Raw genomic sequence first — 17,798 nt, 5'->3', positions numbered from 1 at the left:
CAGATATGCTTATTTGCCATGATTTTCTCCTATTTCTAAGTTTCATTATGCTATATTGAAAATCGCCATTACGACAGATAGATGTCATAAAACAATAAATAGGTTTTGGTAAAGTCACAGACTCTATCCGGCCCGATCAAAACATCCATGTAAAAACGATGTTAGATTGTAAGATTCGTGCTTGCATAACTTAAAAGCCTTAGGACATCCCCATTTATATACGGGTCAAGGCTTTACATTCTCAGCAAATTAAATGAGCTAACAGCCTGTCATTGACTTTTTCATTTAGGAGTCGCTTTTGTGAAATGTGTAGGTCTGACAGTCTTTGTTTTATGGACGGTCTCCATTCACCCATTTACGACGCCGAACGACTCTTTTCTTTTTATTGTATCTTTAACAAATTCAATCATTTCATTGTTATATATTTGAAATAATTCACTGTGGTTAATTGTATTGTAAAATGTATCATAAAGTATCTTTTTTTCATTTTGCTCCTTTATATTAGATTCTATTATCAATAAAATATCTATTAAAGCTAGCATACATATCTCAATAATATCTATTTCGTGACCTCTATAATTTTCTTTTGGTCTTTTCTGAAACAAGTGTGGAAAATTATGAGCTGTATATTCATTCTTAAATATTCTTTGATAAATTTCTATGTATTTAAATATCCAGCCAGCAAGAACATTAGCTTTAATACCATACATTATCATTCTCATTAATGTTTCTCTGAAAACTGCTACAAAACTCGTTATATTAGGTTGTTCTTTAAAAATAGTATCAAAAAAGATATCCAATTCATCACCGCATTCATATTGTCTTTCTCTTGTGATATTCAATAAGTCATCACTATTGAAAGATATAAAAGTATGATTTTCACTTAACAATTTAAGTTTATATTTTGAAAGAGTATTTCCATCGATTGCACCTTTTTTATGTAGATTTATTAATAGTGCATATATACCGGTAACTTTGAGTTTTTCCTTATATGCCAGCCTTTTTAATCTATCATCACCTGCACAATAAATATGCCCTTCTTTTTTTGCAATATTCAAACAATCAAAAGTGGCTTGTCCAATAAAATCTAAAAAGCCTTTACTTAAAAAATCGAAGTCTGTTTGTATATGACAGAAAAGGACTTTAGGATTTGATTTTAATGTTTTCCATAATTTTATATTTTTCGGATCTTCGACAAGTAAGATGTTATTTTGGATTTCTTCAAAAAGTGATTGTGGAATAATAATTTGATTGAACTCTTTAAATAGTTCATCTATTAAGCCTAGTTCATTTAAGATCATTAATGCGACATTATCAACGAGAAGTGTTTCAGTTGTTTGCAAGTTTTCGATTTCGGATTTATGTAAATAGGGACTTCCAGAATCCACATATATTGGAATGCCATAAATTATTCTCCAATAATAAACTTCATTTAAAGTTCTATTAAAAAAACGAGAAAGGAAATGCAGTGGAAATGGATTTGTTTTGTATTGATTAATTAAAAATTGAAATCTTTCATTAATTTTTAATAACTCATTTTTAAATTCATCAGTCAACTGCTTTTCATTTCCGTTTTTATCTTCTACTGCCTTTATTGTTTTTACTAACATCTCTTTTGGAAAAGATGAGTGGTAATCCATCATATATTCAACAGTCTGATCAGTTTTTCCACAACGAAGGCTCATTTGCATATAGAAGCTATGTGCCGAAGATTTTGGTATATCTATGTCTATATCTTTTGCTTTTTCCGCATACTTTAAGGCACTTTCTTTATCCTCGTTTAACAAGGATAGCTGACTATATTGCATATAGAATTTTGAATCTTTTTTTATTTTTTCTAACTTTTCAGCCTTATTATATAGTCTTATACTTTCCTCAATTTTGCCTTGCAAAGCCAAGCATGTTGATAAATTAAGTATATTGGAATCTTTCAATGGGTCTTTATAATATGTTTTCTCTAGGATCAATTGTGCTTCTGAGTAGTTTTTTAATCGCATGTAACATTCAATAAGTATTTCAGTAAAAATTTGTTTTTCTACATTTTCTTTACTAGCTTCTTCTATTATATTTATTGCAGACTCATAATCATCAATGAAAAAATATGATTTTGCGAGGAATAGATATACATCCTGCTTCATTACATGGAAAAAAGGCATATTAAAACTTGCCTTCAGTAGCTCAATGGATTTTTGATACTGCTTATTTCTTCCTAAAAATATAACTGTTTCAATAAATGCATAAGGATGATTTTCTGATATTTTTAGTGCTTTTGTATGATACTTTTCAGATTCTGAAATATTTCCTATATGCTCATAATACTTACCCCAAACTAGATCACTTCTCCATGTATCCCTGCTTTCCTTTTTTATTTTATTTAATATTTTAAGAGCTTCAGGCGTTTCTGAATTTTTTATTAAACATTCACAAAGAAGAGCTTCACAAAATTCAATGTCTTCATCTTCTAGACTATCTTCCATTAACGTTTTTCTTAGATTATTGATTGCTTCTGTATATCTGCCTTCTGAAAACAATATCAATGAAAAGTTGATAGATGAATTCTTATCAGAAAGTCTTTGAAGTATTTTTTTTGCTTCATCTGTTGAACCAGATATCGCCTCGATTTTTGCTTTATTTCTTAGCAAATCATCATCTGAAATACCCAACTTAATTGCCTTGTTTAATTTATCTATTACATCTTTATACTTACCAATTAGAATACTCGCGGTCGAAAAATTTAAAATAAATGGCTTTAATGTCGCATCTAAGCCAACACTTTCAGCAATTTCAAAAGCGTTTTTAAATAACTCCCATGATCTACATAATGCCTCAAAATTAATATCTTTATTTATATTAAAATCATTGAGGTACTCTTTTCCTTTCAAGCTTTTAAAGAAATATGAATTTCCTAGTAAAGCAATTACTATAAAATCATCTCCTATCCTTTCTTTTGCCTTTTCAAACCATTCTATGGCATCATCATTTTTCTTTGCCATATAAAAGAGTTGACCCAGATTTATAAAAACGTTTTCATTTTCTTTAAATAATTCTTTCAACTCACCGTTTTCATCAAAATAATCTTTAAGTATTTCCTCTAATTTTTCACCTTCTTCTTTTCTGATAAGAGCTCGCATATTTATCGCTCTTATATATTCAGGATTTATCTTAATAGCTTCGTTAAGCATGGTTTTTGATAAAACATTATTTCCTATTTCTTTGTAGTACCATGATAGAACCAAATAAATTCTTTCTTCATCTTGTCCCTCTTTTAATCCATAAGCTCTATCAATATATTTTTTAGCCTCCTCCAAATAATTTGGGGTTGATATTAAGTTAAAATAACAAATCCCCACATTTAGATTAATAGTGAATCTAGCTTTTTGAGGTAATAAGTTCGACACTGATGGGTCTGTAGAAATATCCAAGTATATTTTTAATGCTTCGTTAAATTTACGTATTTTTTGTAAACTCTCTGCTTCTTTTAATAGTAGTGAAATCTGAGAAGGGATATCTGATTCTTGATAATGTACAACTGTTTCTTTATCAAATAAAGATTTTCGTTCGTAGTTGATATCTATTAGATCTTTAATATTTTTATCATCTGTATTATCGAAATGGATGTGGTACTCATTGTATTGATTACCACAGATAATTTCATCTGCATTTAATGTGCTATTTTTTTGTTTGAGATTAATCGTATTATGTTGATTTTTATTATCAAGTTTATATGACTTGGTATCTACAGTAGAGATATTTTTTATAATATCTTTTAAATTTATCACTTAACCTTATCTCCGCCAACAATATCTTTTATTTCTGCTTTACTATTTTTCATTTTTATATTTATTTTATTTTTGCTAACCCTTGTTTTTACTAGAAGAGCTAATAATATTGTGATCACGATGCTTAATAATGCTAATAATATTTCTAGAGACATATCCTTGTTCCTTATTTTTTAAGTTGATTATGTTATGGCTGCATCAGCCTGTTTTAGGTAATTTACCATTCCATTAATTATAAAGTTTTCTTTGGATACTAAGTTGAAAAGGGTCTGCCTTTGACTCTTGTTCATCTCCTCCACTTCATTTGATGATATCCTTTACCCTGCTCACATCCAAAACAAAATCAAAAGAACAAACAGGGGAGCCCTTAATATTGGACTGTTCCCAACAATTATAAATTAAATACAACTGGATTCCCGTTTGCATGGGAATGACATCAAAAATACTATTAATAAAAATCTTGATTCAATATTCAAAATTCAAGATTCAAGATTTTAGAGAAAACGATAAGACTCGTAAGACAATAATTCATTATACCCGAAAAGGTACAATGTCCAAGCCCGGTGAAATCCGCTTCGCGGTCATAATCATGAATTTCACAGGCTAAAGGTTTAGGACTAATTTATTGAAAAAGCAAGGGGAAAATCAGGCTGAAGCGTTTTAGACTTTAGACTGTTTGGGGACAGGCTGTAACAGACTGAAGGCTGAAGGCTGTACGGGCCACCCCTTTGTTTCAATATATTCGCATCAATTACAGCCGGAATAATTTCTCATTACATACCTTCATCCTCAGACCTCAGAAATTTCAAAAATTCATCAAGGGTTTTCCGTTCCTCATCAGTCAGTTTTGAGAAAGATTCTGATTGGGCAGCAAATCTTAAAGCCTCTTCTTCTACTCCTGGTGGCATTTCTTTTATAGCCCTGCTAAGATGGCCAGACCTTTTTTTCTGCGGAGGTATCTTCCGGAGTAATGATATTTTTTGATTTACAAAGATTAAAGGATATGAGACTTCAATTTGATAGAAAATCGATAAAATAGAGTAAAAGGATCCATTAAGTAGTGAAATAGGGGATGCACCTCAAAATATAAATTGATTTGTCTGAATGAAATGCAATTTAGATGTTTACAATATCGAGGGCAGGAATCATGACAGAAAAAAACAACCAGTCTGAAATAATCCTTTATAAAACCGATGACGGCAGGATAAAGGTAGATACTGTTTTTCAGAATGAAACAATATGGCTGACACAGGCACAGATGAGCGAGTTGTTTGATGTAAATGTTCCAGCAATATCCAAACATCTTAAAAACATATTTGATTCCGGTGAACTGGATGAAGATTCAGTTGTTTCCATTTTGGAAACAACTGCCACTGATGGCAAGAACTATAAAACCAAATATTTCAACCTTGACGCAATCATTGCTGTGGGGTACCGGGTCAATTCCAAAAGAGCGACACAGTTCCGGATATGGGCGTCAAATATCCTCAAAGAATACATCATCAAAGGCTTTGCAATGGATGATGAGAGGCTTAAAAATTTGGGAGGCGGCGGCTATTGGAAAGAACTACTGCAACGAATACGCGACATTCGCTCGTCCGAGAAGGTATTTTACCGCCAGGTACTGGATATTTATGCAACCAGCATTGATTATGACCCCATGTCAGATGTTTCCATTGAATTTTTCAAAAAAGTGCAAAATAAAATTCATTACGCAGTCCATGGACAAACAGCCGCTGAGGTAATATTTGATCGTGCTGATGCCGAAAAAGAATTTATGGGGCTGATGTCGTTTCCTGGTAGTCGTCCTTTTCTGAAAGATGTTGTTATTGCAAAAAATTATCTAAATGAAAATGAACTTCGCTCGCTTGGGCAAATAGTATCGGGGTATCTGGATTTTGCAGAAAGACAAGCCGAACGAAAACAATCAATGACCATGAAAGACTGGACCTTTCATCTTGATAAAATATTGACCATGAGCGGTGAAAAACTATTGCAGGGAGCAGGTTCTGTAAGTCATGAAACAGCAATTGAAAAGGCTACCGTAGAATATAAAAAGTATCAGCAAAAAACCTTGAGCGATGTAGAAAATAAATATATTGAGAGCTTGAAAGTAATAGAAAATATAAGCAAAAAGCAAAATGTACCAAAAGAAAAGGATGAATAAATTTGGGAATCTTCAGGCTTCCAAGATGGGTAAGGGCAGGGAAAATAGATAAACTTTAGAAAAACTCTAAACGATTACCTTTGCATGAAAAAACCAGTGTTAGGCCTGCACAGTTGTCATTTGGCCAACACCCGGCATCAGTGGGTGTGCGCTGTTTACGCTCCTATCCCGATAGCCGCCTTAATCACTCAGCATATGACTTAGTATACATTATAGTGCCAACAATACGTCCATCTGTTTCTGCCACATAATCAAGGTGTTTTATAAAATCTGTACTGATTCTGAGCTTGTGCGCCGTATAATGTTCATCACATTCAGGCTTATATAAATTCCAGAAAGCTTCTCTGGTTAACTCTTCAACTTAGTAAAAATAAGCCTCTTCTTCCGGCCTTATAACTATGTTCAGTTGACAACTTTCAGTTATATCTTTTAAAGAAAGTTGTTTTTGAACCAACACCCCCATTTTTTAAAGGATGTTGGGTTAATACCCAACCTAACTCCGTGTTCTTTAATGGCCCCCCGTTTTCACGGGATTCATTGTTGATTTTCAAATCCTTCAACAACTTTCTTATACCTTTCGTGAATCATCTTCCGGTCAAACTCCCAATACTCTGCCAGTATAGCGTGATCCTCTTCATCAGTAAAATAGTATCTGGATGAAGGGAAAAATACTTTGTCCTCTTTTTCGATATGTCTGGGATAGAATTCTATAAGAGTTTTGAGATTACCGGCAATCTCGTTCAAGGCAGTCTCATCACCATTCCGGTAACGGGTATTGGCTTCAACAAGCGCTTTCGTCGTCTGCCGGCCAAATATATGTTCATCTATGAGTTCTTTCATGATTTTACAGTCTTCTTCGGAGAGCGTTTTATGATTAAGTTCCCGAAAAAGAATATCTTCTTCCTTTCCATGATGAGTCCTGTCGGCATACACCCTTATGAAATCAACTGCTGTATCCACAAATAAAGGATCTACACTGTGCTTTGATTCGATTTTTCCTAAGACCTCTCCGATAACCGAAAGCATACGTTCAATCAGACGATGCTCGATCATCAGCGGACCGCGTGCCTGCATTTTTGTGACCTCCTTTCGTGTAATTCCGAAGTGGCTTCCTGTGTATTGGTGAAGGTAACAGGATAAAGACATTGTGCTTTTTGCATGATCTGATGTTAACTGGGGAACCTCAGGATGGCGCTTTCTTCATTACCTTCTTCTTAGACCATTACTTTTACACTCCTCCTGTCAAAATACTCCTGCGACCGATTGTCCGCACGCCGGACATGATGATTGTTGAATGCGGTTCATATCCACGAAAAAGCCGTTTCTGCGAATAAGCGTTTCACCACAATTGGGACATAATGTTTCTGTGACATCACCAAGCACATTCCCTTTGTAGATATGTTTCAGACCCGCCTTTTTCCCAATATCAAAGGCTATGTCCAGTGTATTCAGCGGAGTGGATTTGCTGTTCATAAATTGATAATCGGGATGAAACCTGGAGATGTGCCATGGGATTTGTTTATCAAGCCCGGCGATAAATTCAACGATATCAGTAAGCTCTTTTTCCGTATCATTCTGATCAGGGATAATCAGAGTGGTGATTTCTATCCATATATTAAGAGTCTTCATTTCCCTTATGGAATTGAGGACCGGTTTCAGGCGGCCGTGGCAGGTAATTGAATAGAAATCATCATTGAATGATTTGAGATCCACGTTACATGCATCAATATATGGCGCTATCATCCTGAGCGCTTCAAGAGTCATATACCCATTAGTTACCATGATGTTGTATAACTTATTTTCTTTTGCCAGTCTCGCCGTATCAAGGACATATTCAAAAAATATTGTAGGTTCGGTATAGGTGTATGAAATGCTTTTACAATGCTGAGTAATGGCATTATCAACAATGTCTCCGGGTAATAATTTTATCCTGGTCAAACCGTTGCTCTTCTGAATGGGAACCTGTGATATCTGCCAGTTCTGACAAAAACCGCAATGGAAGTTGCATCCCTGTGCAGCAATAGAAAATGTCCTTGTTCCCGGAAGAAAATGATACAGGGGTTTTTTTCAACAGGATCAATATTAGCTGCAACTGCTTCACCGTATGTATGGGTAAATAATTTTCCTTCTTTGTTTTCTCTCACACCGCAAAATCCGAATTCTGAATTTTTAATTTTACAGTGATGATTGCACAAAAAACAATGGGCACTGAGTCCTTCGATTTTTTCATATAGAAGCGCTTCTTTCATATTCTGCACTTTCCGAATAGTTGGGTCAACATTCAGAATAAATTGCACCCATAGGGCATATCTTTAATATGTCCGGACATTTTGATTCAAATTTCAGGGGAACTATTTCATACATGAATTCAGCCTTTTTGCTTCCCTCCTGAAACCTGAAGAGTTGAGGGTACTTTTTTACGCATGCGCCTGTGGTATCACATTTCAAATGATCCACTTTTATTTTCATGACAGTATCCTTTCGGCAAATATTTTTTTTGCATTTACCTGTAATTCAATCCGAATACCTCACATATATTCAAGAAGAAGCTGAAAAATCATATCCATTCCCTCCACATCAATGGTTTGAATTTTATCACCTTCACTTGTTAAGTATGAACTGCAATATGTTAGGACGGTCGGATGATCCTTTTTTATTTTATTCCAGACTCGTGCTGGTTCCTGCTTTTTTTCACCGGTTAAAGCCTTAATGGCATCCTCGATAAAAACCCTTCCATCATAAGTAAACCTTACTGAATCATTTCCCAGGGGCAGCTCGATAGGTGGATTCATTTTATTTGCTCCTTTCTTTGATTGGTTTATGAATGATTCCAGAGTGGGATAGCAGGTGTAAACAGATCAGCAAAACTATTTCTGGTAATACATTCATCGAGAACATTGTCCAGTTCATCAAGAGAAAATGGTTTATGCAGAACATCATCAATATAGATTATATTGATTTCCCGCTCTAAAATACTGCTACATGTTCCTGTAACAAGAATGACTCGGATTAAGGGGTTTATATCCTTTATTTTTTCTGCCAAAACCAATCCGTTCATTCGTGGCATATTATAATCAGTAAGGACAAGATCGAAATCATTTTTCCGGGTCATTATTTTAAAGGCCTCTGTTCCATCACAGGCAGTTACAACATTCCAGTCCCTGTATTCCAGCCAACCGGATAAGCTTTTAAGAATCACCTCGTCATCATCTACAACAAGTGCATTTTTTTGAGCAAGATTTGGTCTTCCGATTTCCATTTTATAACTCCTTTAGTTAAAATATCGATATATCCTCCCTTTAACCATTGACCATCATTCTAGTTTCAGTTAATGAGAATAATAATGGGGTAAAAACCCTACTTGAGATATCTTATTTATGTATTTTGAAGAAAAAAGGCATATTGAAAATGGAATCCCCTGAGCTAATAAAAATTTTGATGGTAGAAGATGATGAAGATGATTTCATCATTATTAGTGAGATACTGTCGAAGGTAAAAAGGCACAAGTTCGAACTTGACTGGGCAAAGGATTTTGATGAAGGCTTTATGAAGGCTTCAGCAACAGAACATGACCTGTGTATAGTTGACTATTTTCTGGGAATGCACACCGGTTTTGAATTTATTGACGAATATGTTCGCAGGGGTTTTACTGAACCCATAATCATTCTTACCGGCCAGGGTGATTTTGATATTGACATGCTCGCAATGGGAAAAGGGGCTGTGGATTATATCGATAAAAATCGGCTCGACCCTGTCCTCCTGGAACGATCAATACGATATGCGGTACGTAACAGTAAAATACTTAACCGGTTAAAACAATCCGAAAAACAGCTCCATTACCTGTCGTTAAAGATACTTGAGACCCAGGAACAGGAGAGAAAGACTGTTGCAAGGGAATTGCATGACAGTATTGGTTCAAGTCTGACCGCAATAAGATTTGCCCTGGAACAGACGATACGCAGCATGGGTTCTTCGTCTGAATCAGCCTCGACCGGGTTTTCACTCGAAAAAATTATGGACCTGTTAAAGGAGGTTATAGACGAGTCGCAGAGGATCGCCTATGACCTCAGGCCATCAATTCTTGATACACTTGGGCTTTTAGCAGCAATACGTTCTCTATGCAGGAGGACTCTGGAGATCCACAGGAAGATAGAGCTTGATATGAGGCTAGAATTAAAGGAAGAGGATATCCCTGAAAGGTTAAAGATTGTCTGTTACAGGATAATACAGGAATGCCTTAATAATGCCCTGAAACACAGCAATGCAGATCACCTTCAGTTGCATATGCGAAAGTCGGAGAACATCCTGTATCTTTTTTTCGAAGATAACGGTAAGGGTTTTGATGTAGAGAAAGCCATGGCGCTGGCATCTGAAAAAAACAATATGGGGCTTAATGGTATGATTGAGCGTGTAGCGCTTGCTGGTGGAAAAATCGATATTGTAACCGGTGAAGGGCAGCATACACAGATTAAAATTCAGTTTCCTGTCAGCGGCTAAATATTTATTTCACAACCAGCCCTTTTTCAATAGCATATGCAGTAAGGGATGAAGCGCTGTGAAGGTCAAGCTTTTCCATGATATTGGCCCTGTGTTTTTCAACGGTCTTGATGCTTATGCACAGAAAGTCCGATATCTGTTTGTTCTGATAACCCTCGCCAACAAGCTTTAATACCTCTTTCTCCCTCTGGGTGAGGCCTTCCCAGGAAGATTCTTTTTTCAGGGTTTTTTTGCCTTCAAGGTATCCTTCAAGCACCTTGCCGGATATGTCAGGGCTCACAAACTGCCTGCCGGAGAGAACTATTTTTATTGCTGAAAGCACCTCTTTCCCTGAAGATGTCTTAATGCAATATCCGTCTGCCCCAGAACGGAATGCCTCCAGAATATACTCTTCATCCTTATGCATTGTGAGGGTGAGTATCTTAACATCCGGGGACTGCTTTTTTATCTCTTTTATGGCAGAGATACCGTCCATTTTAGGCATATTCAAATCAAGCAGTAATAGATCGGGTTCTAAGCTTTTCACACAACGAATTGCCTCCATTCCATCTTGCGCTTCCCCAACAACATCGAAATTCCCTTCATATGTAAGGAGTGATCGCAAGCCATCCCTGACGATTGCGTGATCTTCAGCAATCACAATACGTTTTTTATCCATATTATTCCTCGCTAACGATAAGGACATTTTATTGTTAACCCTATACAAAACCACATATTCAGCTTCTGATTATTCCAATTATCATATTATCCCGACATGGTAAATGTCTTAGATCAGTGTCAGATGAATTTGGAAATTGAGATATAAAAAGTAGCGCCTTTCCCGTACACCGAATCATACCAGACATTGCCTCCGAGCTTTTCAACTAATTCCTTTACAATGGCAAGGCCTAATCCATTACCTTCAATTTTCCGATTCTCGTCTATCCTAATAAATGGCTGAAAAATATCATGGTTATCTATTTCACGCAGCCCCAAACCATCGTCTTCTACTGATATAATATATTCACTGTTATTTTCATCTACTCTTACGCATATCCTGCTGAGATTATCACCACCATATTTCAAGGCATTTTCCACAAGATTAGTTAATATCCTGGAAATACACATCCTGTCTGCTGTTATAGAGGGTAAATTATCGGGTATTATCATGCGTATCTCCCTTTCAGAAAGTCGCTCCGAATATCTTGTTGCAATATCATTAAAAACCTCTTCAAGGGGAATTACCTCTAATTTAAGTGGCATTTCTTTTGCGGTAATAAAACCGTTTATTAACCCAGCCAATGAATAAACCTGTTCAGCCGCTTTCTTGATTTGCAGGCAATAAACTTTGTATTTCTCATCAGGATTATCTTCACAATACTTATAAAGACGATTTGTCAGGCCTATAAGACTGCTTGCAGGGCTTTTCAAATCGTGTGAAACCGAATAGGCAAATGATTTTATTTTTTCGGATGCCTTGCGGAGATTCATATTCGCATCCTTGAGATCTTTTGTCCTTAGTCTCACCCGGTCTTCCATTTCATCATATGCACTTTTAAGTTTCCTGGCTGCATTTGCCCTTTCAATGGAGTATCGAATTGAACGCTCCAGCATAGATGATGTTAATGTATCTTTGACAAGATAATCTGCTGCCCCTGCCTTCATTGCCTCAAGATCAATTGAATATTCACCCTGCCCTGTAAGAAAAATAACAGGAATTGATGCACCTGAGTCATTGGCTTCCTTTAGCAGATCAATACCATTATTAACACCAAGGCGGTAATCCAGCAAACAGACATCATGATAATTATTTCTGAGAAGGGGAAGCGAATCATGATAGTTTGATATCCATGTTACATCAAATGATTTTAACGGGATACCTGCAAGAAACTCCCTAATAATAATATAATCATCTTCGTCATCCTCAATTAAGAGTACTTTAACATGTTGATCAGTTATATTTACGGCCATGGTATAGATAAAAAAAATAATTTAATGAATAACTATATACTAAAAACTCTACTGACTGACACTACCTGTAAATAAAGTTAAAACTTAAATAACTGCTAGCTGGTTGTCTGAACGATGGGAAGCGTAAAAATAAAAGAAGCTCCCTTTCCGGGTTCGGAGGTTGCAGTAAGGATTCCTCCATGCCTGTTTATTATTTTCTGACATATCGCAAGCCCCATTCCTGTTCCCCTATACTCCATTTTTCCATGAAGCTGCTGGAAAGGCATAAATATTTTGGGCAGGTATTTCTCATCAAAACCTATACCCCTGTCTTCCACAATGATCTGACAACTGGGTCCGGAAATTTTATTTTCATATATCCTGATATAAGGGGCATCACCGGGCTTGTGGAATTTCAAGGCATTCTCAATGAGATTTTGAAAAACCTGAATGATCTGGATAAGATCAGCTTCAACGGCCGGCAGCGCTGTTACCTCAATAGTTGCCTTCTTCTCCTTTATAAGGATTTCAAGGCTGGACATAGCCTCCGTCATTGCTTTTGAAAGATCAATTTTTTCAAACGGTTTTTCAGCAGTAGTAACACGTGAATATTCGAGCAATGATTTTATCAGGTTCTGCATCCTCTTGACAGAGTCCTGCATTCTGGAGAGATAATCTCCTACCTGCTCAAGAGACCCTTTGGTAATCTTCTCAAAGATCATATCTGCGAATGTTCGGATCTTGCGTAAAGGTTCCTGGAGATCATGCGATGCAATAAAAGAAAAATCCTGTAGATCCTGATTTCTCCTTTCAAGCTCTTCTGTCCTTTCTTTCACCTTTCTCTCCAGGGTCTGTTCAATCTGTTTGCGTTCAGTAATGTCCTGAAAAACTGTGGCAAAGGTATTTTTCTTTGAACTGTATGCAATAACCGAGAACCATTTTTCAAGATCCCGTGAATAACTTTCAAACCTTATACTTTTTCCGGTCTGGGCAACACTGCCATATCTTCCAATCCAATCAGATGGTTCATCTTTAATACCAGGCAAGACTTCAGTAACTCTCTTTCCAATCAACATTTCTTTTTTCAGGCCTGTCTGTTCCTCGAATGCATGGTTTACCTCTATAAACTCATAGTCAACAGGCTGTCCATTATCATCTGTGATAATGCGGTGCCTGGCAAATCCATCAATCATATTTGTAAAAAGCGAGTGATACTCTTCCTTATTTTGATTTAACTCCCTGAACAGCAGGCTGTATGGATTTTTTAAGCCGGTTACAATAATCGCCCGGTAAAGCAACAGAAAGGCAACTATTTTAAGAAAGTGGCCGGCAAAATTGGAGAAACCATAGACGCTGAGATACCGTGTAAAACAGAGTTCTGAAAGGATTGTAACAGAGATTGCGGATATGATTAATATAAGGACTAAACGATCAAATATCTTATTATAATGTAAAAGGTGAAATATAGATAACAGGAGGATTAAACAGATAATGTATTCACTCATCTTCTTGAACATCGTCAATCCGATGCCTTCAACATAACAACTGGGGAAAATGTCCCTGAAAATTAGAAAAATCACTAGAGTGGTTACAAACAAAAAACAATAAAAGATACTATATAATTTTATCTTATATTTGAGCATGAAAGGGGCAAGGAACAATGAAATCCCCTGCATATAACGGGCAGCAATCCACAGTTGTGTTGGCAAATCATTCCCGTGGACCTGGAAAAAAGGCATTCCATGATATGAAAGCATGTGGAGTATATCTAAAATACCAATGAAAAAAAACGCCACCCCGAGAAAAATTACATATCCATTGTCAATAAAATATCTTGAATTCCATGTGATCACAAAAATGCTGAAACAGATAATAATGGAAAACAATTCTACAAAAAAGTGAAAAAGAAGAAAGTCCTCTACATATATATAACAGAAACAGGTCAGTATTAATGCGGAAGCAACAGCGTATAATATAAGATCATAATATCTATTTTTCATCTGGATATCTTATTTTCCTGTAAGGATTGAGTAAACTTTTTACAATTGAACCGGTTTCTACCATATTTTTATCAAGTTGAGAAGGCTATAAATATCTATTACATACATGAATATCCTGACTGACAGGGTATATAATAAATCAAAGTTGCCTGCAGGGTAGAATACCAATTTAATAGTATTTTATACAGCAGGGAGAAATATTTCCGGAAAATGCAGGATATAGACCTAAAAAAAACATTATTTTTTAATGATTGATCGGGAAAAATCTTATATACTGTATAAAATTCATCTAAATATTGTTTTTACAAGGAGACACAATGCCCATTAAAAAAAATCATTTTGCGCTCATTTCTTTCTGCTTTTTGTTTATCTTTGCATCACCTGTATCAAGGGCAGTAATCTCTGACTGTGAAAAATGCCATGAAAAAATAACACCAATGCAGGTAAAGGATTTTAACCGCGGTAAAATGGCAGAGAGCATGAGCTGTGTTGACTGCCACGGGAATATGCACCAGGGGGTAGATGATGTTGCTAAGGCACAGCTTCCAACTATTTCTACATGTGAGGAGTGCCATGCGGATCAGGCATCACAGTATCTTTCAGGCAAACATGCCCTTGGCGCTGTTGCATTAGAGGCAATGCCATATACCCATATGCAGCCTCAACCGTTCATTGAAGGTCAGAAGGGGTGCGGAGGGTGTCATACCCTTGGAGTAAAGGATCAGAACTCAAGGCTTGAAGAGGGCCGCAAATACTACCGCTACGGCATGGATTGCCAGAACTGTCACACCCGCCACTCCTTTTCAAAAATGGAGGCATCAGAACCGGAGGCATGCCAGACCTGCCACATGGGTTTTGACCATGCACAATGGGAGATGTACTCCGGGGCCAAGCACGGTGTAACCTATCTGCTGAACCGGATAATTGATCATCAGAATAAAGATCGTGCCCCCAAATGTCAGACATGCCATATGCCTGGAGGTGACCACAGGGTATTTTCCGCATGGGGATTTCTGGCCGTTCGCCTGCCAGAAGAGGACGCAGAATGGATGGGGTACAGAGCCACCATATTGAAAGGGCTTGGTGTGCTCGACCCTGATGGCAATCCAACCCCCAGGCTTGATGTTGTAAAAGAGGCTAAAATGGCACGTCTCACAAAGGAAGAATTTGATGCCGAAAGAAAACGTTTTACAGATATATGCAAAAAGTGCCATTCGCCAAATTTTGTAACAGAAAATTTCAAAAATGCAGACCAGATGGTTAAAGAGGCCGATAAACTGTTTGCTGAGGCGATAGAGATAGTCGCCGGGCTGTACAGAGATCATATTATTGTAAAAAAAGAGGGGAACGCCAGTTACCCTGATCTATTGGCCTTTTATGATGTAGATACAAAGATTGAACAGACACTCTATGAGATGTTTATGGATCACAGGATGAAGACCTTTCAGGGGGCTTTTCACCTTAATTACGATTATTCCACATGGTATGGCTATGCAAAGATGAAAAAGGACCTGACTGAAATCAGGGAAATGGCCCAGGATATGCGAAAGAAAATTTCTCTAAAATAATGAAATGATATGTAGGGACAATTCATGAATTGCCCCTACACCAATTAATGTTGAAAGATATACTCAACCAAAATATCACCTGAGGATAAAAATATGGGATTTATAAGACGTCAGGAAGAGCGCATGACCATACAGTTTCTGCAATGGAAATATCAGAAGATGAATATGGTCATCCCGCCCGAAGCAGAGCTTGAGAAACAGGCGGTAAGGATTGTTGATGACGCCCACCGTATTGCACGTGAACGGGGGAGCAATGTCATGTCAATCTTAAAGGAGCTGGCAGGGAGTTATATAAAACCAAAGGGATGATTTTATCAAGTGGCACATAAATCAGTAGAGACAGGTTTAAAAACTGTCTCTACGTAGGGGTGGACCTGCGTGTCCATCCAATATTTAAGGATATGAACCGCCATCACCGGGCAGGCACACAGGCCTGCCCCTACACGGTTGGAAATGTATTTTCACCTCAACAACATTGGGCTTTATCCCTGATATCGGCCTTCGTAGAGACAAGGCATGCCTTGTCTCTACGAGGTGGTGCATAAAACATTACCCAGCAAAAAATAAATATATTATTTTTTTCCAATAAGGCACAACTCATCCTCACACTGTTTGCTTACCGGCATGCGGATGGGTTTTTTATCAAGCTTAATCCCATTCTCAGGCATCCATTTATCAACCGAAACCGTCTTGTAATAGGTGTAATCTGTGGATTGCCATATAGGGTTGGTCTCTCCTCCAACCACCACAAAATTAATATCTTCGGGCCTTGGTTTAAAGAAGGCGTTGCCCAGCTTACCGGCAACATACTCACTCAGTTTAAATGGATCAGTCCATCCCTCGTCCTTAAGCACCTTTACTGCAAGAGGGTCTACCACAAAGGTAGCGCTCCCCATCATTCCTGCTGACTCTATCCTTTGCACTATCGCGTCTGCCCCGCCCATACCGAGCGTTGCAACATTCCATCCCCTGAATACACTCACAGTGCTTTCTGAATGTTTAAAACCCTTTTGAACATGGAATGGCTCCCACGGGCTCTTTTCTTCATTTTCAGCACAGCACTGGTTTGTAAAACTCAGGCCGTTACCGATAGAAGCCATAAAGGTATCACCGGGCCTGGCATCTCCGAAATTGATGCTCATGAGTGTCCATGACCTCCCGATCACTGAGTTAGCATAGTTGAATGGCCCAAGAGCACCAACACCGCTGTTCATGCCGATTATTCGTGCTACAGGCCCGTTTACCACCACCATACTCCCGTATGACCCTGTGGAGCTTGGTATTGATGGGTGCTGTGTTGAAGCTATCGCAAGTATAACAGGCAGATGTTCGGGTCTTGCCCCTGCCATAACAGCAATGGCGGCAACCTTTTCAACCGTATATTCATTAAGCTCCTCATGGGTAGTTACAGACATCATGCCCACTTTTTCCTGCGGATCATGATCAGTGCCTGTAAGCATCTCGGCCACCCTTTCTTGTGTAGGGAGCACTATGGGAAGCCCGTCTGTCCACCCCTTCTCTATAAACATCCTGTTAAGATTTGCTTCAGTGTCAGGTGCAAGCAGACGCGGACGCTTTTCCCTTTTTTGAACAGGGGGGTTCTTTTCCTCCTCGGTCAAAGGTTTTGTAAGTGCATCAATAACCTCTGCCATAAACTTTTTACCTGTTACAGGGTCATCGCCATTGATATATTTAACCAGTGTCTCCTTATCCACCCCCATAACAGGGTAAGGCGGGAACGCCCACCTCAGGTTCATTCCATGTGATTTACCATCCCTGATAACATACTCTGCAAAACGAGATGTAACAATCGGGGCAGTAGGCACCCCGAATTCCCCTTCCATTATACGACTGAACT

14 protein-coding genes and 1 pseudogene are annotated in these 17,798 nt (G+C 37.5%); 4 read left to right on the top strand and 11 right to left on the bottom strand.

From position 1 onward, the window contains the following. Positions 1–347 precede the first annotated feature (347 nt). Both GX654_19035 and GX654_19030 read right to left on the bottom strand, forming a co-directional pair. On the bottom strand, positions 348–3,779 hold the full coding sequence (locus GX654_19035) for a tetratricopeptide repeat protein (GenBank protein NLD38959.1): 3,432 nt from the start codon (positions 3,777–3,779) through the stop codon (positions 348–350). Beyond that, positions 3,776–3,934, bottom strand: coding sequence for a hypothetical protein (locus GX654_19030; protein NLD38958.1), 159 nt, complete (start codon positions 3,932–3,934; stop codon positions 3,776–3,778). Before GX654_19030 ends, GX654_19035 begins: the two co-directional genes overlap by 4 nt. Positions 3,935–4,926: 992 nt before the next feature. Here GX654_19030 and GX654_19025 point away from each other — a divergent pair. Continuing rightward, positions 4,927–5,946, top strand: a complete 1,020-nt coding sequence (locus GX654_19025; protein ID NLD38957.1) for a virulence RhuM family protein — start codon at positions 4,927–4,929, stop codon at positions 5,944–5,946. A gap of 534 nt (positions 5,947–6,480) precedes the next feature. On the opposite strand, the gene GX654_19020 is transcribed toward GX654_19025, so the two are convergent. The 5 genes and pseudogenes from GX654_19020 to GX654_19000 all read right to left on the bottom strand — a co-directional run bounded on the left by GX654_19020 (position 6,481) and on the right by GX654_19000 (position 9,205). Further along, positions 6,481–7,020, bottom strand: a complete 540-nt coding sequence (locus GX654_19020; GenBank protein NLD38956.1) for a cation-binding protein — start codon at positions 7,018–7,020, stop codon at positions 6,481–6,483. A 168-nt stretch (positions 7,021–7,188) separates the two neighbouring features. Then, positions 7,189–8,195, bottom strand: a pseudogene (gene amrS / locus GX654_19015) (AmmeMemoRadiSam system radical SAM enzyme). A 25-nt stretch (positions 8,196–8,220) separates the two neighbouring features. Then, complete coding sequence (locus tag GX654_19010; protein NLD38955.1) at positions 8,221–8,415, bottom strand: hypothetical protein; 195 nt, start codon at positions 8,413–8,415, stop codon at positions 8,221–8,223. Positions 8,416–8,474: 59 nt separating this feature from the next. Beyond that, on the bottom strand, positions 8,475–8,738 hold the full coding sequence (locus GX654_19005) for a hypothetical protein (GenBank protein ID NLD38954.1): 264 nt from the start codon (positions 8,736–8,738) through the stop codon (positions 8,475–8,477). 26 nt (positions 8,739–8,764) lie between these two features. Beyond that, a complete protein-coding gene (locus GX654_19000) occupies positions 8,765–9,205 on the bottom strand; it encodes a response regulator (GenBank protein ID NLD38953.1) in 441 nt (146 codons plus the stop codon). 176 nt (positions 9,206–9,381) lie between these two features. Here GX654_19000 and GX654_18995 point away from each other — a divergent pair, with 176 nt between their 5' ends. Further along, entirely contained in the window at positions 9,382–10,443 is a 1,062-nt protein-coding gene (locus GX654_18995; GenBank protein NLD38952.1) for a response regulator, read from the top strand. Between the two features lie 4 nt (positions 10,444–10,447). Here the strand turns inward: GX654_18995 and GX654_18990 are convergent, their stop codons facing one another. The 3 genes from GX654_18990 to GX654_18980 form a co-directional block, all read right to left on the bottom strand. Continuing rightward, positions 10,448–11,101, bottom strand: coding sequence for a response regulator transcription factor (locus GX654_18990; protein ID NLD38951.1), 654 nt, complete (start codon positions 11,099–11,101; stop codon positions 10,448–10,450). A gap of 119 nt (positions 11,102–11,220) precedes the next feature. After that, positions 11,221–12,393 carry a response regulator gene (locus GX654_18985; GenBank protein NLD38950.1) on the bottom strand — a complete coding sequence of 391 codons (1,173 nt, stop codon included), beginning with the start codon at positions 12,391–12,393 and terminating at the stop codon, positions 11,221–11,223. A 95-nt stretch (positions 12,394–12,488) separates the two neighbouring features. Next, on the bottom strand, positions 12,489–14,372 hold the full coding sequence (locus GX654_18980) for a PAS domain S-box protein (protein ID NLD38949.1): 1,884 nt from the start codon (positions 14,370–14,372) through the stop codon (positions 12,489–12,491). Positions 14,373–14,689: 317 nt separating this feature from the next. Between GX654_18980 and GX654_18975 the strand changes: the two genes are divergently transcribed. Further along, positions 14,690–15,940 carry a cytochrome C gene (locus tag GX654_18975; GenBank protein NLD38948.1) on the top strand — a complete coding sequence of 417 codons (1,251 nt, stop codon included), beginning with the start codon at positions 14,690–14,692 and terminating at the stop codon, positions 15,938–15,940. Positions 15,941–16,033: 93 nt separating this feature from the next. Further along, complete coding sequence (locus GX654_18970; protein NLD38947.1) at positions 16,034–16,249, top strand: hypothetical protein; 216 nt, start codon at positions 16,034–16,036, stop codon at positions 16,247–16,249. A 263-nt stretch (positions 16,250–16,512) separates the two neighbouring features. Here the strand turns inward: GX654_18970 and GX654_18965 are convergent, their stop codons facing one another. Continuing rightward, positions 16,513–17,766, bottom strand: coding sequence for a hypothetical protein (locus GX654_18965; protein NLD38946.1), 1,254 nt, complete (start codon positions 17,764–17,766; stop codon positions 16,513–16,515). Between the last annotated feature and the right edge of the window lie 32 nt (positions 17,767–17,798).

The sequence above is a fragment of the Desulfatiglans sp. genome (genome assembly GCA_012513605.1).
Lineage (GTDB): Bacteria > Desulfobacterota > DSM-4660 > Desulfatiglandales > HGW-15 > JAAZBV01.
The sequence above is the reverse complement of the archived record's forward strand: the minus strand, read 5'-3'. Positions and strand labels throughout refer to the sequence as shown.